Origin of the sequence: Thioclava sp. IC9 (assembly GCF_002213225.1) — a bacterium.
GTDB classification, from domain to species: domain Bacteria; phylum Pseudomonadota; class Alphaproteobacteria; order Rhodobacterales; family Rhodobacteraceae; genus Thioclava; species Thioclava nitratireducens.
In genome coordinates, this window is record NZ_NBNX01000001.1 from 50,304 (window position 1) to 71,145 (window position 20,842).

General features: G+C 65.9%; 16 protein-coding genes. 12 read left to right on the forward strand and 4 right to left on the reverse strand.

Annotated elements, in window-relative coordinates; translation table 11 throughout:
* Positions 1-22 precede the first annotated feature (22 nt).
* The 12 genes from B6V76_RS00255 to B6V76_RS00310 are packed head-to-tail and all read left to right on the forward strand — an operon-like array spanning position 23 to position 15,624.
* The gene (locus B6V76_RS00255; RefSeq protein ID WP_075777050.1) at positions 23-1,342 is read left to right on the forward strand and encodes a nucleotide sugar dehydrogenase; all 1,320 of its coding nucleotides are present in this window, start codon (positions 23-25) and stop codon (positions 1,340-1,342) included.
* 6 nt (positions 1,343-1,348) lie between these two features.
* Positions 1,349-2,812, forward strand: a complete 1,464-nt coding sequence (locus tag B6V76_RS00260; RefSeq protein ID WP_075777051.1) for a glycosyltransferase — start codon at positions 1,349-1,351, stop codon at positions 2,810-2,812.
* Between the two features lie 19 nt (positions 2,813-2,831).
* Positions 2,832-3,938 carry an HlyD family efflux transporter periplasmic adaptor subunit gene (locus B6V76_RS00265; protein ID WP_088726363.1) on the forward strand — a complete coding sequence of 369 codons (1,107 nt, stop codon included), beginning with the start codon at positions 2,832-2,834 and terminating at the stop codon, positions 3,936-3,938.
* Positions 3,935-5,338: a sugar phosphate nucleotidyltransferase gene (locus B6V76_RS00270; RefSeq protein ID WP_088726364.1), complete on the forward strand. Its 1,404-nt coding sequence runs from the start codon at positions 3,935-3,937 to the stop codon at positions 5,336-5,338. Before B6V76_RS00265 ends, B6V76_RS00270 begins: the two co-directional genes overlap by 4 nt.
* Positions 5,325-6,707: a right-handed parallel beta-helix repeat-containing protein gene (locus B6V76_RS00275; protein ID WP_088726365.1), complete on the forward strand. Its 1,383-nt coding sequence runs from the start codon at positions 5,325-5,327 to the stop codon at positions 6,705-6,707. The genes B6V76_RS00270 and B6V76_RS00275 overlap by 14 nt, the downstream gene beginning before the upstream one ends.
* Positions 6,707-8,128, forward strand: a complete 1,422-nt coding sequence (locus B6V76_RS00280) for an MBOAT family protein (protein ID WP_088718388.1) — start codon at positions 6,707-6,709, stop codon at positions 8,126-8,128. Before B6V76_RS00275 ends, B6V76_RS00280 begins: the two co-directional genes overlap by 1 nt.
* 12 nt (positions 8,129-8,140) lie before the next feature.
* The gene (locus B6V76_RS00285) at positions 8,141-9,208 is read left to right on the forward strand and encodes a hypothetical protein (protein WP_075777056.1); all 1,068 of its coding nucleotides are present in this window, start codon (positions 8,141-8,143) and stop codon (positions 9,206-9,208) included.
* Entirely contained in the window at positions 9,201-9,923 is a 723-nt protein-coding gene (locus tag B6V76_RS00290) for a hypothetical protein (protein ID WP_075777057.1), read from the forward strand. Before B6V76_RS00285 ends, B6V76_RS00290 begins: the two co-directional genes overlap by 8 nt.
* Positions 9,920-11,239: a hypothetical protein gene (locus B6V76_RS00295; protein ID WP_075777058.1), complete on the forward strand. Its 1,320-nt coding sequence runs from the start codon at positions 9,920-9,922 to the stop codon at positions 11,237-11,239. Before B6V76_RS00290 ends, B6V76_RS00295 begins: the two co-directional genes overlap by 4 nt.
* Positions 11,236-11,853: an alginate O-acetyltransferase AlgF gene (locus B6V76_RS00300; RefSeq protein WP_075777059.1), complete on the forward strand. Its 618-nt coding sequence runs from the start codon at positions 11,236-11,238 to the stop codon at positions 11,851-11,853. The genes B6V76_RS00295 and B6V76_RS00300 overlap by 4 nt, the downstream gene beginning before the upstream one ends.
* A gap of 32 nt (positions 11,854-11,885) precedes the next feature.
* Entirely contained in the window at positions 11,886-14,579 is a 2,694-nt protein-coding gene (locus B6V76_RS00305) for an SEL1-like repeat protein (RefSeq protein WP_088726366.1), read from the forward strand.
* A gap of 22 nt (positions 14,580-14,601) precedes the next feature.
* The gene (locus B6V76_RS00310) at positions 14,602-15,624 is read left to right on the forward strand and encodes an alginate lyase family protein (protein WP_158275098.1); all 1,023 of its coding nucleotides are present in this window, start codon (positions 14,602-14,604) and stop codon (positions 15,622-15,624) included.
* A gap of 67 nt (positions 15,625-15,691) precedes the next feature.
* Here B6V76_RS00310 and B6V76_RS00315 read toward each other — a convergent pair whose 3' ends face one another.
* From B6V76_RS00315 to B6V76_RS00330, 4 genes are all read right to left on the reverse strand, one after another.
* Entirely contained in the window at positions 15,692-17,737 is a 2,046-nt protein-coding gene (locus tag B6V76_RS00315; protein ID WP_088726368.1) for an ATP-dependent helicase, read from the reverse strand.
* Positions 17,738-17,840: 103 nt separating this feature from the next.
* Complete coding sequence (locus B6V76_RS00320) at positions 17,841-19,340, reverse strand: tripartite tricarboxylate transporter permease (protein ID WP_088726369.1); 1,500 nt, start codon at positions 19,338-19,340, stop codon at positions 17,841-17,843.
* A gap of 13 nt (positions 19,341-19,353) precedes the next feature.
* A complete protein-coding gene (locus tag B6V76_RS00325) occupies positions 19,354-19,797 on the reverse strand; it encodes a tripartite tricarboxylate transporter TctB family protein (RefSeq protein ID WP_088726370.1) in 444 nt (147 codons plus the stop codon).
* A 3-nt stretch (positions 19,798-19,800) separates the two neighbouring features.
* Entirely contained in the window at positions 19,801-20,781 is a 981-nt protein-coding gene (locus tag B6V76_RS00330; RefSeq protein WP_158275097.1) for a tripartite tricarboxylate transporter substrate binding protein, read from the reverse strand.
* Positions 20,782-20,842: the final 61 nt, after the last annotated feature.

Genomic DNA, 20,842 nt, shown 5'->3' on the forward strand with positions numbered 1-20,842 from the left:
CGAGGGGAGAAGGAAAAGAATTATGGCAAAGATCAGTGTTTTCGGGATCGGCTACGTGGGCGTCGTGTCAGCGGCTTGCCTTGCTCGTGACGGCCACGAAGTGATTGCGGTCGATCTCGACGAGAGCAAGGTCGATGGACTGAATGCGGGCCGCGCGCCCATCGTTGAAAAAGGGCTCGACGAGCTGGTGGCCGAGATGGCTGCGAGCGGTCGGCTCAGGGCCACGACCGACGCGGCGGAGGCCGTCGCGAAGACCGACGCCTCCTTCGTCTGCGTGGGCACGCCTTCGGCGCCCGACGGCTCGGTCGGTCTGACCTTCGTGGTCTCCGTCTGTCAGGACATCGGCAAGGCGATCGCCAACAAGTCAGACCGCCACACGGTCATCATGCGCTCGACCATCGTCCCCGGCACCATGGAAGAGATCTGCATTCCCACGCTCGAACGCGCCTCCGGCAAGCTCGCAGCGCGCGATTTCGGCGTCGGCTACTTTCCGGAATTCCTGCGCGAAAGCACCGCGATCGAGGATTACGCCGATCCCGGCCTGATCGTGTTCGGCAGCCTCGACGCGCAGACCGAACAGGTCCTGACCGAGATCAACCAGGATCTTCCCTGCGAGATGAACAAGGTCGATATTCGCACCGCCGAGATGGTGAAATACACCTCGAACAGCTGGCGCGCGGCGAAGATCAGCTTCGCCAACGAGATCGGCAACATCGCCAAGGCCAACGACCTCGACGGTCAGAAGGTGATGGCGGTCCTGTGCAGCGACACCAAGGTCGCCATGTCGCCGGCCTTCCTGCGTCCCGGCTTCGCCTTCGGCGGCTCCTGCCTGCCCAAGGACGTGCGCGCACTCAAGGCGGTGGGCGAGACATCGGGCGTCGCGACGCCGCTTCTGAACGCCATTCTCGAGGCGAACGAGGCGCAGATAGAGCGCGCCGAGGCCATGGTGCGCTCCGCCTCGAAGAAGACCGTCGGTCTCGTCGGCGTCAGCTTCAAGTCGGGCACCGACGATCTGCGTGAAAGCCCGCTGGCCGATCTGGCCGCGCGGCTGATCGAAAGCGGTCAGGACGTGCGCATCTACGATCCCTATGTCGCCACAGCCTTCGCCAACGATCCCGGCGCCGCCGGCCGCGGCAACGCCGTCGTGCCCGACCTCTTCGAACGGATGGAAGACGATCTGGACCGTCTGATCGAAGACAGCGAGGTCATCGTCGTGGGCAACAAGTATCCCGAGGTGACCGCCCGCCTGAAGGAGACGCTGGGCAACCGCCGCGTGGTGGATCTCGGCCGCATCGACCCGAACCTCGTCAGCGACGCTGGCTATCAGGGCATCTGCTGGTAATCCGCAATGCTGGGTCATCTCATTTATATCGCGGCTTTCGTCGCATTGGGCCTTGCCGTGCGCGACACCAGCCTGGCTGCCGCCGATAGTGCCATCGTGGTGCTCGGGGTGATCGGCCTGTGGCGGTATGGATGGGCGGCACTGAACTTCCTGCGCGCGACCGCCTATGTCCGGGTGCTCTACCCCCGGCGCCGCGCGCGGGCCGAGGCCGCCTATGCGCGCCGCCCCGTTCCGGCGCACGCGTATTTCATGGTCACGACCTACAAGATCGAGCCGGGCGTCACGAGCCGCGTCTACAGCTCGATCTTCGAGGCGGCCCGCCGCTCGCCCGGCGGCGCGACCATCGTCGCCTCGGTGGTGGATGGCGCTGACCTCAGGGTGCTGCGCGATCTCTTCGAGGCGCGCAGGCACGACATGCCGCAGGTGCGCTTCATCATCGACCAGATCCCGGGAACCGGGAAGCGCGACGCCATCGCCCGCTCGCTGCGGCTGATGCAGCGCGAGGCCCCGCGACGCGACGACATCATGTTGTTCGTCGACGGCGACAGCGCCGTGCCAGCAGACATCGTCGAGCGCTCCGCGCCCTTCTTCACCGACGAACGGGTCGGGGCGCTGACCACCGACGAATCCGTCGAGATCCCGGATGACTGGCTGTTCCGGAACTGGTTCGATCTGCGCTTCATGCAGCGCCAGATGATGATGTCCTCGATGGCGTTCGGCGGCCGGGTGCTGACGCTGACGGGCCGGATGTCCGTCTTCCGCGCCGACCTGGCGGTGGACCCGAGCTTCATCCGACAGGTTCAATCGGACCATATCGATCACTGGCGGCTCGGTCGGATCAACTTCCTGACCGGCGACGACAAATCGACCTGGTTCTGGCTGCTGAGCCGCGGCTACCGGATGACCTATCTGCCCGACGTGCGCTGCGTCTCCTACGAGGAGCAGCCGATGCCGGGCTTCGTCGAAAGCGCCGTGGCGCTGATGAAGCGGTGGTTCGGCAACATGCTGCGCACCAATGGCCGCGCGGTGGCGCTGGGCCCGTCGCGGATCGGGTTCTTCACCTGGTGGTCAATCCTCGACCAGCGCGTGTCGATCTGGACGACGCTGTTCGGGCCGATCTCGATCGCGCTGACCGCGCTCTTCGCGACGCCCGCGGTGATCCCCGCCTACATCGCCTGGGTGATGTTCACCCGCTACGTCTTCTGCTGGATGCTCTCGACCTTCCGGGGCGGCGGCTTCCCGATCATCTACGCGCCGCTGCTCTACTTCGGCCAGATCCTCGGCGCCTCGGTCAAGAGCTCGGCCCTGTTCCGTCTCGACCGGCAGAAATGGACGCGCCAGGCCGCCAAGAAAGCCGCGGCGCGCATGCCTCTCGGAGCGCGGCTGCGCTCGGCCACTTCCACTTACATGCAGGTCCTTGCGCTGGGGTGGCTAACCCTCGCCGCGGCGCTCTCGACCGGACTTCTCTAAACGACCGACAGGACGCACCATGACACACGCCCCCGATACTTCACCGGCGCCGCTTTCGGCCGGAAACGAACACCCGTTGATCGATATCCCGTTTTCCGCGGTCATCGACGGACGGCGCTACGCAGGCGACGGTCTGTCGCTGACCGAGGCGCAGGTCTCGGGCCTGATAGACCGCCGGATCGACGGCTCGGAAAAGATCGTCCACCTGATCTTCGACTTTCCCGGCTTTCAGGTGGCGCTCGTGCCGACCGCGCGGGTCATGGTGGAAGGCGACAATTCCAGCGTACTGGTCTTCACCGAGCCGACGGGCGATCACTCGCCGCAGCTGCGGCAAATCCTGAATGACTATATCTCGGGTGACCTGACCAGCTCCGGCGGGCTGATCCGCAGCGGATCGCTCGCGCAACCCAAGGGCGGCACCGGAGCGGCGCCGAAACCCGGGTTCCGCAAGCGGCTGCGCAGCGCGTTCGGCACGCTCGTCGTGCTTGCCCTGAGCGTCGCGCTCATCGCGCTGGCCGTCAGCCTGATGCAGGCGCGTCTGTTCACGACCGATATCGCAGCCCCGGGCCGCGTGGTCGCGCAGGGCCAGACGATCCGGGCGACCGCCGACGGTCAGATCAGCTTCATCAACCCCGATGCCGGTCCGGGCGATGTGCTCTTCGCGCTCGACACGGTGGACGGGGAGACGCTTTCGATCGCCATGCCGACCAAAGGCACCGTCCATCCGATTTCCGTGGCCGAGGGCAGCACCGTTCTTGCCGGCGAGCCGCTCTTCGAGATCTCCGCTCCGGATGCCCCGCTGGTCATCGAGGCGCGCCTGCCGCAGGAGCTTTTGTTCGAAGTGCAGCAGACCGGCGGCGTCAACGTGACCCTGCCTGACGGGACCGAATTCCGTGCGACCCTCGGCGACGGGTTCCGCGCGCCGGGCGCTGTCGGCTCCGACGGGCTGGTGCGCGCCAATCTCGTCCCATCGATCGACCTTTCGCCCGACGAGGCGGGGCAGGTCGCCGCGCTCAGCGTCAGCCGCGATGCCTTCGGGGTCGATTGGGGCAGCCTTTCCCGCGACGCGCTCGGAGAAGCGCGCGCCTTTACCCGTAGTATCAAAGCAATTGGAGACCAGTCATGAATAGTGTCGTTAATCCCGTAGTTCTGTCTGGAGGGATGGGGACCCGCTTGTGGCCGATGTCCCGCGTCGCCCAGCCCAAGCAATTCCAGTCCATCGACGGCAATGGCGGTCCGACGTTCCTGCAAAGCACCGTGGCGCGCCATCTCGATGACGATTTCGCTGACCCGTTGCTGGTCGCCGCCGCCTCCGAGGAGGGTCTGGTGCGCGATCAGCTGGCCGAGATCGGCGTCACCGGGCGCTTTCTGGGGGAGCCGATGGGCCGCAATACCGGCCCCGCGGTTCTCGCCGCTGCCCTGACGCTGGCGGAAGAGGATCCCGAGGCGCTGCTTCTGGTCCTGCCGTCCGATCACAAGATCGAAGGCGACATGAATACGGTCGTAAAGCAGATGCGCGAGGGCGCGCAGCAGGGCCGGATCGTGCTGTTCGGCGTGGTGCCGAAATATGCCGAGACCGGGTTCGGCTATATCTCCGGCGGCGCGCTGGTCGATGGCCAGGAAGGCCTCCACGAGGTCACCAGTTTCATCGAGAAGCCCGAATTGGAGAAAGCCCAACGGCTCGTCGCATCGGGCGACACGTTCTGGGCGTCGGGCATCAGCCTGATGCGCGCTGACGTCCTGATCGAGGAATTCGAGAAATACGACCCGGCGACGCTGGCCGCCGTTCTGGCCGCGCTCGACGGCGCGAAAAAGACCGAAACCGGCCTGTGCCTCGACGGCGCGCATTTCGCCGAGGCCGCGAACGAGCCGACCGAACGGCTGATCTTCGAACGCTCCGACCGCGTCGCCGTCGCCCCCGTCGAGGTCGACTGGGACGACGTGGGGGCCTGGACCGCGATCCATTCGATCAGCCCCAAGGGCGAAGACGGCAACGTTTCGACCGGACAGGCCCTGACCCTCGACTGCCGCAACTCGCTGATCCGCGCGGGCGACAAGCTGGTCACCGTGATCGGCATGGAGGACGTGATCGTCGTCGACACGCCCGACGCGCTCCTCGTGACCAATCACAGCAACGCCCAGAAGGTGAAAGACGCCGTCGCCGAGCTCAAGGCCCAGAACCGCAGCGAAGTGGCGCGCCATCCCGAGGTCGCAACCGACGATATCGGGCAGGGCGGCGAGGCCTTCCCCGCCGTGTCGCGTCTCACCCTCGACGCGGGCGAGACCGCGACCTTCCGCGGGCCGACCCCGGGTGGAAAGCTGCTCGCTGTGTCGAGCGGTCGCGGCCACTGGAAGAACGGCGGGCCGACCCATGCCTGCAGCCAGGGTCATAGCATCAACGTAAGCCCCGGCTCGTCGGTCGAGGTCTGGAACACCGGCGACGGGGCGCTGAGCCTTTACGAAATCGACCTCTCGGAAGACGAGGCCGAAGAGACATCGAAGGGAACGCGCGATGCACGTGAGTGAACACCTGCGTTGCCTTGGCCTGTCCTGCGGGCTGGCGCTGGCGCTCACCGCGCCGGCGGCTGCTCAGCAGGCGGTCAGCGCGTCGGTGTCCAACGTGCGCCTGGCGCTGACCCAGCTTGCCGCCGGGGCCGGGGTCGAAATCGACACGGAGCTTCTGGGCGATACGCCGGGCGGCGGCTCGGCGATCTACCTCAACCAGGGCGATGTGACCTTGGCCATGCTCGACGACCTGCTGGCGGATTCCGGCCATCCCGATGCGCTGATCCGCAAGGATGACCGGTTTGTGGCCTCGATGCCCATCGTGGTGCTGAAAGGCGCGTCGCTTTCGCTGTCCGAGGGCGATCGGCTGGACCTATCGCGTCGCGAGGGCAGCTACCTGATCTCTTTCGGCGCGCTCGACGTCGATCACGCCACCATCGCCGCGGGCCCCGACGTGCATCCCGATATTGCGGGGTTCCGCCCCTTTGTCGCAGCGCTCGGACCGCAGAGCCTGTCGCTGAAAGATGCCACGCTGACCGGCCTCGGCTATGGCGACCGGGCCTATAGCGCCGGGCTGTTTCTCGGCGGGCGCGGGTTGCTCAGTTTCGGCAGCCCGGCCGCGATGACCGGGAACAGTTTCACTGATCTGCGCGGCGTCGTCCTGCAGGATCTCGACGGGGTGAACCTCACCGATACCGAGATCGCCGACGCGCGGGGCAGCGGCCTGATGCTGCGCGATATCGACGGGGGCACGATCACCGATCTGACCGTCCGCGATACCGGGGGCGAGCAGGCGTTGCACCTTTCGGGCGTCTCAGACATGCGGCTCGTCAATGTCGCGCTCGATGGCGGGCAGGGCAAGGGCATGCGCGTGGATGACAACAGCCGCGCGCTTCAGCTTCGCGATGTCGCCGTGCGGGGCTTCGACGGTTCCGGCGCGACGATGGCGCAAGGCGCGACCTGCGTTCTCTTCGACCGGATCGAGGTCTCGGGAAATAAAGGCGCCGGCTTCGCCGAGCGCGGTGCGGGCACGACGATCTTCAACGAGAGCCGGTTTGCCGACAATAGAGGCCCCGGACTGATGATCGACCGTCAGCGCCCCGAAACGCGGGTGCTTATCACCGAGAGCCGCTTTGCGGGCAACCGGATGGGCATCCGCGCGACCGGCCTTGCCGACCTGCGCCTGCATGACAACGATTTCACGGATCAGCGCCCCCGGCTTCTGTCGGGCGATCTCGACGCGCTGACGCCCGATTTCCTGCGCGCGAGCGCTGATGGCGGCGCGGGGGATCTCAGCGTCACCGGCGTGCGCGCGCTCGATCCCGCACCTCTGCGCCGCGATGCCGCGCGCGCAGCTTTTGACACCTGTTCCGGAGAGGGCGCTACCTGATGGTCTTTTCATCCGAAACCTTTTTGTTTCTCTTCCTGCCTCTGGCGCTCGCGCTCTATTATCTGACGCCGAGCCGCTGGAAGTCGCTGACGCTGCTCGCGGTCTCCTACGTGTTCTACGCGTGGTGGCGGGTGGATTTCCTGCTGCTGCTCGTCGGCACCACCGCCTGGACCTGGCTCACCGGCCGGGCGATCCGCCATGCCGCGAATGTGCGGATGGCGAAGATATGGACCGGCATCGGCGTCGCCGGCTGCCTCGCCGTTCTGGGTTTCTTCAAGTATTTCAATTTCTTCATCGACAGCCTGACCGCGCTGTTCGGGACCACGCCCGATGCCATCGGCGTGCATTGGCAGATCCTTCTGCCGATCGGCGTCTCGTTCTACGTGTTCCAGTCGGTGAGCTATATCGTCGATACCTATCGCGGCGATGCGCCCGATGACGTGCACCCGCTCGACTTTGCGGCCTTCATCGCGCTTTTCCCGCAGCTCATTGCCGGGCCGATCCTGCGCTACAAGGATCTCGCGCATCAGTTCCGGCACCGCACCCACTCGGTCGAGATGTTCTCGGACGGCATGATGCGCTTCTTCGTCGGTCTGGCGAAGAAGGTGCTGCTGGCCGATGCGGTGGCGCCGCTGGCCGATCTCGCCTTCTCTACGCCCGATCCGTCGCTGACGCTGTCATGGGGCGGGGCGATCGCCTACATGATGCAGCTCTACTTCGACTTCTCGGGCTATTCCGACATGGCGATCGGGCTGGGCATGATGCTGGGCTTCCGCTTCATCGAGAATTTCGACACGCCCTATATTTCGCGCTCGATCACCGAGTTCTGGCGGCGCTGGCACATCTCGCTGTCGGTCTGGCTGCGCGACTATCTCTACATTCCGCTCGGCGGCAACCGCATCGGCCCGGCACGCACTTACGTCAACCTGATGACGGTGATGGTGCTGGGCGGCTTGTGGCACGGCGCGGCCTGGACCTTCGTGATCTGGGGCACCTGGCACGGCGGCTGGCTGATGTGGGAACGCTATTCCGGCTGGGTCAAGTCGCGCTCCACCGCGGCGCTGCTGCGCACGCTTCTGGTCGTGCTCATCGGCTGGGTGATCTTCCGCGCCACCTCGATCGTCGAGGCGGGACAGGTCTTCGCCGGCATGCTGGGGGCCAACGGGATCGGGCTGTCGCCGGATGCCGCCTTCGAGATCACCGGCGAAAGTGTCGCGGTGCTCGTCATCGCGATCGGCGTCGCCATCCTCGAGCCCTGGCTGGCCCGTATGGTCGAGGGCCCGCTCTCGCCGCGCCCTGACGGCACGCTGACCGCCACGAGCGCCATCGTGCCGCCGATGGCCGTCACCGTGCTGGCGACGCTGACCATCCTGAAGCTGGCCGAGCAAAGCTTCTCGCCCTTCCTCTATTTCCAATTCTGAAGGACCGGACCCATGCAGATGATGCTGAAAGCCATACGCACCAGCGTGCCGATCCTGTTCCTCGGCTACGCGCTGTTCGTGAACGTGGATATCTTCGAGAAGGGGCTGCCCGGAACGGTCAAGGGCGACTTCGTGAGCGGCAAGGCTGCGACGTCGCTCGGCGCGCTCTACGGAAAGGCGCAGCCGCACCGCAAGACCGCGGTCGGCCTGATCGGGGCTGCGCGCTACGAGCTGATCGGCGAAGGCCGTGACGGCGTGACGGCGGGCGATGACGGTTGGCTCTTCACCGATGAGGAATTCGATCGCGCCACGCCGTCCGAGATCAAGACCGCCGCCGGGGTCGTCGCCGACGTCAAGGCGCAGCTCAACGCGCTGGGGACCAAGCTCGTCGTCGTGCCGGTGCCCGCGAAGATCGACATCTACCGCGACCACGGCGGCGAACAGGCGGGGCAGGCGATGGAGGACCAGTATCGCGCCTTCCGCGCGGCGCTGACCGATGAGGGCGTCACGACCGTCGATACCCGGCCCGCGCTGGCCGATGCCGGGCCCGATCCGGTCTTCCTGACGCGCGACACGCACTGGACCCCGCAGGGGGCTGCGAGGGTGGCCAAGGCCGTGGCGCAATCGGGCAAGATTTCCCATGGCGATACGGTGTTCAAGAAGGTCCCGGCGCGGCCCAAGGAATTCATGGGGGACCTGGTGTCCTTCGTCACCACCGACGATTTCGCGCCGAGCGTGGGGCTTGGCCCCGAGCGGGTGACGCCCTATGTCGCCGAAGAGAAAGGCGCGGAAAAGAAGGGCATCTTCGCCTCCGACGATGCGCCGATCGACACGGTTCTGGTCGGCACGAGCTACAGCGCCAACAAGTCCTGGAGCTTCGTGCCCGCCCTCAAGATCGCGCTGGGGCGCGACATCCTTAACCTCGCCGAGGAAGGCCGCGGCCCGATCGAACCGATGAACGCGTTCCTGTCCGAGCCGAAACTGGACGATGCGCCGCCCGCGCGGGTGATCTGGGAATTCCCGATCCGCTATCTCGGCGAGCCGAAATACATCGACGGAAAGGAGGCCGGAAATGCGTGATCCGCGTCTTGCGACGACCATGGCGGGCCTGCTCGCGGTCGTATTGGCCGGACCGGTGTTCGGGCAGGCGGTGATCGACGACCGCGTCACCGAGACCGCCGACCTGCCGACCTGGAAGCTGCAGCACGACCGCAAGCGGATGCTGCACGACCAGCATCTCAGCTTTGCCGAGATGCGCGCGCTCGCGGATGCGGGCGACGGGCTGGCCGCGTTCCGCTATGCCAACCGGCTGATGGCGCTCGACGATCCGAGCGTCGTCGGAGACGCGGCGCTCTATTACGCCTCTGCGGTGTTCACCGGGCGCGACTACGCGTTGGGGCCGCTGATCCGCATCCTCGAGCGGCCCGATCTCGACGTCTCGGACAAGCGACTCCACCATCTCGAGAACGCGATCCGGACGTTGGCGGTGCAGGGCTACACCAAGGCGCGCGAGGCGCTGACGGGCTTTTACGAGTCCGGCAAGCCCTTCGGCTACCATCCCGAGCGTGCCCGCGACCTGCTGCTAGAGCTGGCCGAGTCCGGCGACGGCGCCGCCGCGATCCAGATCGGCTCCAAGGCCCTGCAGAACCCGGACCTCGTCGCGCCCGAACGTCTGCATTCCATCCTCACCCATGCCGCTTCGGACGCGGATGAACTGGGCACGCGCACGGCCGCAAAGTCGATCCTCGCGCAGCTCGACGCCCGTTCCGACGATACCGAGAAGGAAACGCAATGATACTCCGTTCACTCGCACTTGCCGCCGGGCTGCTGGCCGCCGGGACCGGATCGGCCTTGGCACAGCAGAAGTCGGCCTATGACTGCCACGGGCTCGCCACGGCGGATAACCTGCCGGTTCTCGAAGGCAGCGACGGCTTTTTCTACCGCCTCAACCTCAACATGCGGACCTATCACCCGCTCTCTGCGGCGGCCGCGAAAACCGTGGGCACGCTGTCGCGGGTGCTGGCCGAGAGGGGCACCAAGCTGATCTACGTGCCGATTCCGACCAAGAGCCTCGCGATGCCGGAGCACCTGCCGCCCGAAGCGGCGGATTACGGCTATGACAAGGCGCTCGCCCAGGCTGGGTACAAGGCGTTCCTGTCGCGGCTGGCCGACGCGAATGTCACCGCCATCGACACCGTCGCGGCGATGAATACCTTGCCGGACGATCGCCAGCCTTTCATCGGCCTCGATTTCCACTGGTCGCCGGACGGCGCGCATTCCGTGGCGAAGGCGATCGCCGACACGATTCACCAGACGCCATCGCTCGACGACATGAAAACGACCAAGATCGAGCTGACCTCGACGGGCACCAAGCCGGTCGAATCCGCGCTGCGGCGCCATATTCAGAAATTTTGCCGCGACGGCTTGCCGGTGCCGCGGACCGAACGGTTCAAGGCCACCGAAAAAGGCGGCGGCAGCGGCGACGCGGGCGATATCTTCGCGGCCGACAGCGCCGGTCCGCCGATCGCGCTGGTCGGCACCTCGATGTCCGCCGAGAAGATGTTCAGCTTCGAAGATGCCCTGTCCTACGAGACCCAGGCACAGGTCGCGAACTACTCGGTGACCGGCGGCAACCAGTTCGGCGCGATCACCTCCTACCTGCTGTCGGAGGATTTCCGCGAGAACAAGCCGCGCGTGCTGATCTGGGAAAACCCGATCTACAACAATCTCGGCGGGTTCGGCGAACGCCCCCTGCGCGAGTTGATCGCGGCGGCCGGCGCCGACTGTACGCCTCTCAAGACCGCCAATCCCGACCCGAACGTGCTGACCGCGGACCTGCCCGCCAACAGCTGGACGCCCGAGAGCTATCTCGGTGTCGATACCGGCCGGGCGAACGGTGTGCGCGCCACGCTCAAGTTCTCGAATGACGATGGTCTCACCGGCTCCACGACGATCCAGCGCTCCGAGCGCGTGGGGCCGACCCGTTGGTTTTACGAGTATGCGCGCCCGCTTTGGCGCAAGGACTACACCCATGTGCGCGTCGAACTCGACCAGCCGGCCGAGAAGGACGCCACGCTCTCCACATGTACCTTGAAAGGATCCCAGACATGATGAACAAGCGAACGCTTCTGCTTTCCCTCCCTGTCGCGCTGCTGACCGCGCTGCCCGCGGCCGCGCAGGATGAAGGGCTCTACCCCGAGCCGTCCTCGCCGGATGCCTCCTTCCTGCGCGTGATCGCGCCCGATGCGGATTCGGTGTCGATCGACGGTACGCGGCTCGAAACCTCGGATGCGGGCCTGACCCCCTATGTCGAGGTTTCCCCCGGCGACGTGGACCTCACCGTCGGCGACGAGGAACGCTCCGTCGAGGTGGGCGCCAGCACCCATTACACCATCCTGTCTTCGGTCAAGGACGAACCGATGATCAAGGACGACATAACCGAAAGCCCCGCGCAGGCGGATCTGCTGCTCTACAACCTGAGCGACATGAAGACTTTCGATCTCTATGCAACCGAGGCGAAAACGGCGGCACTGTCCGATGTAGCGCCCGGCACTGAAGGGGCAGTCGGCCTGAAGGCGCCGCTGACCCTGACCTTCGAGCTGCGTCAGGACGGTGAGACGCTCTCGAGCCTCGATCCGCTGGAGCTGCGTCGCGGTACCGCGACCACGGTGATCGTCGGCGCCGACGGCGCGCTGACCGCCACCGACAGCACCTACGCGAACTGAAACTGACACGCCTCGTCCTGGAGAAGATCACCATGTCTCTGACACGCATCCTTTCCGCCATAGCATTGGGCCTGATTGCCCAGACCGGATCGGTCCATGCAAAACCGGTCTCGGTGCCGTTCGATCCTCCCCAGGTCGAGGCTGGCAGCGATACCTGCAGCCCCCGGCCTCCGCAGCACGTCCTGACCGAAAGGTGGAAGGACTATGACGGCGGGCCACTGGGCGACCGCGACGTTAGGCTCATCCGCCGCGACCTGCGGCTGCTGCGCCAGAACGACGCGAAACGCTGGTTCGACGTCATCGAGGCGGCGGACCAGCGCCTGCTCAAGTCCGGGGACGGCTACGACAAGACCAACCTTCTTCTGGACCGCATCGACCTTCTCGTCGCTGCGGGCCGGATGCAGGATCTCGCGGATGAAGGTCTGGTCAAGCGCCTGCTCGACATGGCGCCGGCCGGATCGGCTTCGGTCAAACGCACGGCGGCGGAACTGCTCTACAACGGCACCGGTGTCGCGCGCGATCGCAAGCGGGCCATCGCACTCTGGCGTCAGGCCGCCTATGCGGGCGACAGTAGCTCGCTGCTGCGCATGGTCGAGCTGTCCTACAAGCAGAAGATCGACGACTGGAACATCGCGCCCAACGTGGCCGTGACCATGGCGCTCGGGAACCTTCTGGGCGATCTCGATCCGCTTCTGTGCGACCGCGTGAACCGCATTGCCGCCATCTTCCGCGACGGCGAGGTCGTCGCACCAGATCCGAAGCTGGCCGAGGACTGGTACCGTTTCGCGGCCAGGCTGGGCGGGGCCAACGCCGCCTGGAACCTTGCCGAAATGAACCGCGAGGCGACCGAGGTCGACCGGGACAACGACCTGATGATGAAGAGCCTGCGTCAGGCGGCGGATTTCGATCTGCCCTACGCGATGCTGCGCCTCGGGGGCATCCTCGAACGCGGTGCCCTGACCGAGCGTGATCCCGAAGAAGCCCGCGCGCTTTACGAGGAGGCCGCCGGTTACGGCGACCCAACCGCGCGGATCCGTCTCGTGAACATCGCCCGCGCCCATAAGAACGAGCCCGGCGGGCGGGCGCGTCTTGCGGATGCGCTGGACCGGATGATCGACGCGCCGGGTACCCCCGCCTGGGCCTATGCACAGCGCGGCAATCTCGTCCTCGAACAGCAGGGGCGGTGGGCCGGCGAGGACCGTGCCGCCAAGCTCTATGCCGAGGCGCTGAAGATCGATCCGACGCTCTCGGCGGCCCGGATGCACCTTGCGGAGATCAAGATCCGCGATGCCGACGGCGAGCAGGACCTGCTCAACATCGTCTCGGAGCTGCGTGACGCGGTCTATATCGACGGCAAGACCGAACCGATGCAGGATCTCCAGGCCATTTTCCAGTGCCGGTCACGGGATGCCCCGATCCTCTCGGAGTCGAAATACTGGACGAAGATGGAAGAATTCGCCGGCGACTCGACGGTCGAACTCACTCCGAGCCAGCTCGACGCGGTGAACCCCCAAGACGATCCGCTGACGGTGGCCCGGCTGCAATCGCAGGCGATCAACATGCGCGCGCGGTCGCTGGCCAATTTCCATGACGTGAACCCCGAAGGCGCGGGCGACAAGATGCGCCGGATGACAGAGGCCTCGGGTGGCGCGCTCTACACGGCCGAAGCGAAACTCGCGCTCAATCGCGGCCATGTCGGCGCCGCCGAGGATTTTCTGGCGCAGGCCATCGACGCGGGAGAGACGGGGGCGAAGACGCTCTACCTCTCTGTGCTGGGAAGCCGCACCGAACTCGACAAGACCCAGCGTGAACGGATGATCTCGCTTGCCCGCGACCTTGCGAAGAACGGCAACGGCACCGCGATCGGGGTTCTGATCGATCACGGTATCATGGATTCCGACACGGCATGGCGAACCTATCGCGACGCCATCGCGCGAAACGGGGACGTGAAGGCCATGCTCTTCGCGCTGCCCTATCTCAAGAAGGCCGGCGATGTCGCGACCTACCGGGCCCGCATTCGCAGCACCATCGACTGCACGACGTCCATGGCGCTCGACTATGCACATGTCCTGCGCAAGATCGACGCCAAGGATGGGGCGCATCATTGGCTCAAGATCGCGAGCGCGGTTTCCGAAGGCGACGGGTGGGAAGACGTGGCCGTTGCCGACGCCCTGCGCGAAATGGGGTCGTCCGAGGACGACAAGGCCCGCGCGATGAAGCTTTATCGCGCTGCCGCAGACCGTGGCTATCCCCTTGCGCTGCGCCGGCTTCTGTCGCTGCGCCAGGACGGCAAGATCGAGATGAGCACCGAGAAGACGGCTGCGATGACGGTCCGCCTGCTGAAGATCGCGGCGCCCAAGGACATCGCCGATATCTTCAATTTCCTCGAATATTCGGACCCGAAAGTGCGTGAGATCGTTAACGCGAAGGTAGATCGCCGTGCCCTTTACGCCGAGGCCGCAAAGAAGGGGAATGCCGCGGCACAGCTCGAACTGGCCAGGATCGTGCGCGAAAGCGACGCACCCGACGACACGGCAGAGCGCTACGCCTCGCTGCTGCAAAGCGCGGCAGACGGGGGCAACGCCGACGCGATGTATCTGTTGTCGCAGGCCTATGCCTACGGGGTTGGCGTCGACCAATCCATGGAGCGGTCGCGGAAACTGCTTCTCGCCGCCGCCCGTGCGGGCAACGAAACGGCCGCCGCCACGGCGCGCCTCATTCAGTAACGCGAGACACGAAAGAAGAGTCATGAAACGATTTCTCATCATCGGGGCGCTCGTCGCTGCCTTGCCGGCGCCCGCCCTCTGGGCGCAGGACGCAAGCGACGTCACCTGCATGAACGTGCCAGAGCCCGTCGTCTCTCTCGACTACGGCAGCCGCTACACGGACGACAGCAAGGACCGTTCGGACATCGACAAAGCCTCGAACGCGGCGGTGAACGAGGCGCTGGGCCCGATCGACGATTTCATCGTGGATCTCACCGGCAAGGCCAACAAGGCCGCCAAGGGCGGGGACGGCGCCGAGGACGCCGCCGCCTGCGTGGTGGACGCGCTTAGCGTCTGGGCGAAAGCTGATGCGCTCAGCGATCTTCAGAGCATGAACGCCAATCTCTCCTCCCCGTCGCGCTTCGGCGCGATGGCGCTGGCCTATCTTCAGGCCGAATCCGCGACGGAGGTCGATCCCGACAAGGCGAAAACGATCGAGGACTGGCTGAAGGCGCGGGCGCGTCACACTGCCAAGTGGTTCGACACCGAGGCGCCGGACATGGCGAGTCAGAACAACCTGCGCGCCTGGGCAGGGCTCGCCGCGGCGGCCGTCGGCAATGCTGCGGGCGACGATTACCTCAAGGCCTGGGCCAATACGAGCTTCGCGCTCGTCGCCTGTCAGGCCGACGAGGACGGCGCGCTGAAATGGGAGATGGAGCGCGGTCCCCGCGCGCTGCACTATCAGCTTCACGCCGTCGCCCCGCTCGTAGTCGGCGCGGCGCTTCTGCAAGGTGATGGCTATCCGACCTTCGACATGTGCGACGGCGCGATCCATCGCGCGGTCAAATTCATCCCGGCCGCCTTCGACAACCTCGACATGGTCGCCGAGAAGGCCGGTGAGGAGCAGACCTTCGCCACCGGCGACGAAAAGCTGAAAAGCTTCGAACTGGCTTGGGCCGATGCGTATCTGTCGCTCTTTGACGCGCCGGAAATCGCTTCCTTCGTCGAGGAGTATCGCCCCCTCAGCAATTCCAAGCTCGGCGGTGAACAATCCGCCCTGTGGTAAGCGAGGCGAAGCCGAAGCGAAGGGTCCGCCCTGATGTCCGGACGGGCAGGGCGGACCTCACCGGAGCTTAGCTCCACATCTGTCGCATGGACGCTGCGACGTCGATGGGGGCGGGGGCAGGGCGTTGGGCCGTCCCGCCATGTTGCACCGGCGACCAGTGAACGGAATCGAAATGGTGCAGGATTTCCCGCGGGATGAACCGCGTCCGCATCGCATAGACATGCCGGTCGCCGTTGCGGGTCTGTTGCGTGACGTAGAACCGCAGCGGCAGCCCCAGGGTCAACTGATCCCTCGCCCGCGTCATCGCGACATAGAGCAGCCGCCGCTCCTCCTCCAATTCGTGGCTCGAACCGGTCCCGAGGTCTGACGGCATGCAGCCGTCGACGGCGTTCAGCAGATGGACCGATTTCCATTCCTGCCCCTTGGCCGAGTGGATGGTCGACAGGATCAGGTAATCCTCGTCCTTGAGTGGTACGCCCGCCTGATCGCTGGTGGCGTCGGGCGGATCGAGCGTGAGATCGGTCAGGAACGCCTCGGCTGAAGGGTAGCCGGTCGCGATCTGTTCGAGTTGCAGCAGATCGGCGCGCCGGGCCTCGGCATCCTCGTGCAGCCGGTCGAGATGCGGGTCGTACCATGCGCGGGCAAGGCCAAGTGCTGCGGGCCATGCCGCCTGCGTGCTCATGGCCTCGACAAAGCCTTCCCAGTCCGCTCCGGCGCGGGCTGGCGGCGCGACATCGGCAAGCGCTGCGCGGGGATCGGGGGCGAGGTCGAGCGCGTCCAGAATGCGCCCCGCCGCCTTGGGCCCGATGCCCGGCATCAGTTGCAGCACCCGGAACCCCGCCACACGGTCGCGCGGATTGCGTGCCAGCCGCAGGAACGACAGCAGGTCTTTCACATGCGCGCTGTTGAGGAACTTGAGCCCGCCGAATTTCACGTAAGGCACATTGCGCCGCGTGAGTTCGGCCTCGATCTGCACCGAGTGGCTGGAAGTGCGGAACAGCACCGCCTGCTCCTTGAGCTTCATGCCGGTCTCGCGGTTCTCGAGAATACGATCGACCATGAAACGCGCCTGCTCGGTCTCCGTCTGGACGGTCACCAGCTGAGGTTTCGGCCCCGAGGCGCGCTCGGTCCAGAGATCCTTGGTGAACCGCTCTTTCGCGAGGCCGATGACCGCGTTGGCTGCGGCGAGGATCGGCTGGGTCGAACGGTAGTTGCGGTCGAGCGTGATGACATCGGCGCGCTGGTCGAAACTGTCGGGAAAATCGAGGATGTTGCGCACGGTGGCGGCCCGGAAGGCATAGATCGACTGGGCGTCATCTCCGACCACGGTCAAGCCGCGCCCGTCCGGTTTCAGCGCCTTCAGGATACGCGCCTGCAGACGGTTGGTGTCCTGATACTCGTCGATCAGAACGTGGTCCCAGGCCCCGCCGATATGCGTGGCAAACCCCGGATCCGCCATGACCTGCGCCCAGGCCAGCAGCAGGTCGTCGTAATCGAGCACGTTCTGTGCCTGCTTGGCCTGCACGTAAGCGCCGAAGAGTTGCTTCAGCTCCTCCTGCCACTGCGCGCACCACGGAAAGCTGTCGCGCAGCACCTCGCCCAGCGGCGTTTCGGCATTCACCGTGCGGGAATAGATCGCAAGGCAGGTGCCCTTGGCTGGAAAGCGGCTTTCGGTTTTCGAAAAGCCCAGCCCGTGACGGCAGAGATTCATCAGATCGGCGCTGTCTTCGCGGTCATGGATCGAGAACTCCGGGTGAAGCCCGATCGACAGCGCATGCTCGCGCAGGATCCGCGCGCCGATGCCGTGGAACGTCCCGGCCCATGTCAGGGCCTCGGCGGCGACAGCTGTGCCCATGGCCTGCGCGGTGATCCGTTCCACCCGACGCGTCAGCTCGGTCGCGGCGCGGCGCGAGAAGGTCATCAGCAGGATGCGTCGCGGATCGGCGCCGTTGACCAGCAGATGCGCGACCCGGTGGGCGAGCGTATTGGTTTTGCCCGACCCGGCCCCCGCGATCACCAGAAGCGGCGGCGAGAGCGCCTCGCCGCCGACGCCGAATTCCACCGCGGCCCGCTGGTTGTCGTTCAGCTTGTCGAGATAGCCTGCCTCTGGCATTCCCTGTCCCCCGTTCCGGTCCGTGGAGGAAAGTTAACGGAATGGGAACGAAATGAGAACTTAAAATGTTCGCCTTTCGTACCGAGTCTGCGGCGGTCGGCCATCAGGCGCTATCGGAACGCGCGCGGCGCCGGATCACCTGCACCAGCGACATCACGATCAGCCCCGCAGCTGCGATCATGAAAGCCGCGGCGAGCGGGCGCTCGAGAAAGACCATCGGGTCGCCGCGGGCGATGAGCAGGGAGCGACGCAGGTTAGTCTCGATCAGCGGGCCCAGCACGAAGCCCAGCAGCAGAAGCGCCGGGTTGAACCGGGCCAGCGAGAGCGCGTAGCCCACCAACCCGATCGCGGCGACGGCAAACATGTCGAAGCTAGATCCCCGCACCGAATAGACGCCGAGGCAGACGAAAATCAGGATCGCCGGATAGAGCCAGCGGAACGGGATACGCAGCATCGACACCCAGATGCCGATCAGCGGCAGGTTCAGGATCAGGAGCAGCAGGTTACCGATCCCGAAGCTCGCGATCAGGCCCCAGAACATGTCGGGCCTCGCATCGAGCATCAGTGGGCCGGGCTGCACGCCGTGAATGACCAGCGCGCCCAGCATCAGCGCCATGATCGGATCGCCCGGGATGCCAAGTGCGAGCGTGGGGACGAAGGCGCTGATCGCGGCGGCGTTGTTGGCGGCCTCGGGCCCCGCGATGCCCTCGATCGCGCCGGTGCCGAACTGCTCGGGACGGCGTGAAATCCGACGTTCCGCAGCATAGGCGAGGAAGGAGGAGATCGTCGAACCGGTGCCGGGCAGCGCGCCGAAGAAGCTGCCGAGACTGGCGCCGCGCAGGGCGGGGAAGGGGATGCGGCGCAGCTCTGCCCGGCTGGGCAACAGCTCGCGCAGCGCGACGCGGGGCGGCACGCCGGTACGCTCGGCGACGTGGATATTGGCGATCACCTCGGCCACCCCGAACAGGCCCATTGCGAGCGCCACGAGGTTGACGCCGTCCATCAGCTCGGTCTGGCCGAAGGTGAAACGTTGAACGCCGGAATTCACATCGGTGCCGATGCAGCCGAGGATCAGCCCCAGCACCACCATCGCCAGCCCCTTGGCGGGGTATTTCGCCCCCACCGTCGAGGCGGCGACGAGGCCGAGGATCATCATCGCGGCATATTCCGCCGCACCGAACGCGATCGCTGCCCGCGCCAGCGCGCCCGACAGCAGGATCAACACGACGATCCCGATCATCGAGCCGGAGAAGCTGGAGATCATCGAGGTGAAAAGCGCCACGCCCGCGCGGCCGCTCTGGGCCAGCGGATAGCCGTCGAGCGTTGTCACCGCCGATTGTGGAGTCCCGGGCAGGCGTAGCAGGATCGAGGCTACCGCGCCGCCATATTGCGAGCCGTAATAGACCCCGGCCAGCATCACCAGCGCCGCCTCAGGCGACAGGTAATAGGTGATCGGCAGCAGCAGCGAGATCGTCGCCATCGCGCCGATCCCGGGCAGGACGCCCACGAAGGTGCCGAGGAGCACGCCGAACACGCAATAGATCAGCACGTCGGGTTGCGCCGCGACGCTCAGCCCGTGAAGGAACCCGTCCCAACCGCTCATAGCCAGATGCCTCTCATCGTCCCGGCCAGAGCGGGACGGTCATTTTCAATCCGAAGGAGAACACCGCGACCGACAGGAGCGTGACGATGAGCGCGAGCGCGATGCGCCAGCCGATCCGGCGGTCGGGAGCGGCCAGCGTCGCGATCAGTACGCTGGCCAACGTCACCGGCACCAGCCCCACGCGGTCGAGGCCCGCGGCAAAGACGAGGATCGCCGCCAGCACCGCGAGACATTCCTTCCACGCGATGCGGATCGCCTCACCACGCCGGGCGAGGGCGGGTAGGGCGATCATCACCCCCAAGACCGCCAGCACGCCGCCGAGAAGCGCCGGGAAGAACCCCGGCCCCATCCGGCGCAGCGAGCCGATCTCGTAGTGATCCACCGCGTAGAGGGTGACGAAGAGGCCGATGGCGGCCAGAAGGACGCCACCCGCCAAATCAGGAATGTCGCGCTTCATCGATCAGTTCTTCGCGTCGATCCGGTCGAGCACCGCGCCCCAGACCTTGGTGTCCTCGGCGATGCGCTGTTTCAGATCCTCGGGCGAGCCGCCAGCCGCCTGCCAGCCCATGTCCAGCAGCCGCTTCTGCACGGCGTCATCCGCGAGGATCGCGTTGATATCGGTGTTGAGCGTGTCGATGATCGCAGGATCCGTCCCAGCGGGGGCGATGAAGGCGTTCCACAGCTCGGCGCGGAAATCGTCGGGCAGACCGGCCTGACCCGCCATGACCGGGACGCCCGGGGCCTGCGCGAAGGGCTTCTCGGAGGTGATGCCGAGGATCTTCAGCTTGCCCGCCTCGACATATTGCATCGCAGCCGAGGGAGCCATGAAACCGCAATCGATCTCGTGCGCGATGATCGCGGTGGTGACCTCGGCATAGGAGGTGAAGGGGATATGCAGCATCTCGACGCCGGCGCGGTCGGAGAACAGCTCTGCCGTCAGATGCGCGCCCGAGCCCTTGCCGACCGAGCCGTAGGCCAGCGCCTCGGGCTCTTTCCCGGCGGCTTTCACGAAGCCCGCGAGATCGTCGGCGGGGAAATCGGCAGCCACGACAAGCACCAGCGGCGAGGTCGCGATCAGCGTGACCGGCGCGATATCCTTGGCGACGTCATAGCCGAGATTCGGCGTCAGGCGCGGTGCGGTGGTCAGCGGGCCGTTGATCGTGGTGGCGAAGGTGTTCTTCTGATCCTGCGCGTTCAGCATCTGCTGGATGCCGATCACGCCGCCCGCGCCGGGCTTGTTCTCGATCACGATGGGCTGGCCCAGCTTGTCGGCCAGTGGCTCGGTCACGATCCGTGCCAGCAGGTCGGGCGAAGAGCCCGCGGGGAAGCCCACGAATACGTGCTGCGGCTGGCTCGGCCAGTTGGCATTCTGCGCCAGAGCGGGCTTGCAAAGCGAAACAGCGGCAGCGCCCAAAAGGGCCGCGCGACGCGAAATGATCATGGTAGAGCCTCCCGGAGTCATATTTGGCAAAAATGCCCGTAATCGCGCGCAAGATTGCGGA

Coding starts and splice junctions, on each gene's coding strand:
- B6V76_RS00255 (WP_075777050.1), top strand. CDS start 23: ATGGCAAAGATCAGTGTTTTCGGGATCGGCTACGTGGGCGTCGTGTCA.
- B6V76_RS00260 (WP_075777051.1), top strand. CDS start 1,349: ATGCTGGGTCATCTCATTTATATCGCGGCTTTCGTCGCATTGGGCCTT.
- B6V76_RS00265 (WP_088726363.1), top strand. CDS start 2,832: ATGACACACGCCCCCGATACTTCACCGGCGCCGCTTTCGGCCGGAAAC.
- B6V76_RS00270 (WP_088726364.1), top strand. CDS start 3,935: ATGAATAGTGTCGTTAATCCCGTAGTTCTGTCTGGAGGGATGGGGACC.
- B6V76_RS00275 (WP_088726365.1), top strand. CDS start 5,325: ATGCACGTGAGTGAACACCTGCGTTGCCTTGGCCTGTCCTGCGGGCTG.
- B6V76_RS00280 (WP_088718388.1), top strand. CDS start 6,707: ATGGTCTTTTCATCCGAAACCTTTTTGTTTCTCTTCCTGCCTCTGGCG.
- B6V76_RS00285 (WP_075777056.1), top strand. CDS start 8,141: ATGCAGATGATGCTGAAAGCCATACGCACCAGCGTGCCGATCCTGTTC.
- B6V76_RS00290 (WP_075777057.1), top strand. CDS start 9,201: ATGCGTGATCCGCGTCTTGCGACGACCATGGCGGGCCTGCTCGCGGTC.
- B6V76_RS00295 (WP_075777058.1), top strand. CDS start 9,920: ATGATACTCCGTTCACTCGCACTTGCCGCCGGGCTGCTGGCCGCCGGG.
- B6V76_RS00300 (WP_075777059.1), top strand. CDS start 11,236: ATGATGAACAAGCGAACGCTTCTGCTTTCCCTCCCTGTCGCGCTGCTG.
- B6V76_RS00305 (WP_088726366.1), top strand. CDS start 11,886: ATGTCTCTGACACGCATCCTTTCCGCCATAGCATTGGGCCTGATTGCC.
- B6V76_RS00310 (WP_158275098.1), top strand. CDS start 14,602: ATGAAACGATTTCTCATCATCGGGGCGCTCGTCGCTGCCTTGCCGGCG.
- B6V76_RS00315 (WP_088726368.1), bottom strand. CDS start 17,737: ATGCCAGAGGCAGGCTATCTCGACAAGCTGAACGACAACCAGCGGGCC.
- B6V76_RS00320 (WP_088726369.1), bottom strand. CDS start 19,340: ATGAGCGGTTGGGACGGGTTCCTTCACGGGCTGAGCGTCGCGGCGCAA.
- B6V76_RS00325 (WP_088726370.1), bottom strand. CDS start 19,797: ATGAAGCGCGACATTCCTGATTTGGCGGGTGGCGTCCTTCTGGCCGCC.
- B6V76_RS00330 (WP_158275097.1), bottom strand. CDS start 20,781: ATGATCATTTCGCGTCGCGCGGCCCTTTTGGGCGCTGCCGCTGTTTCG.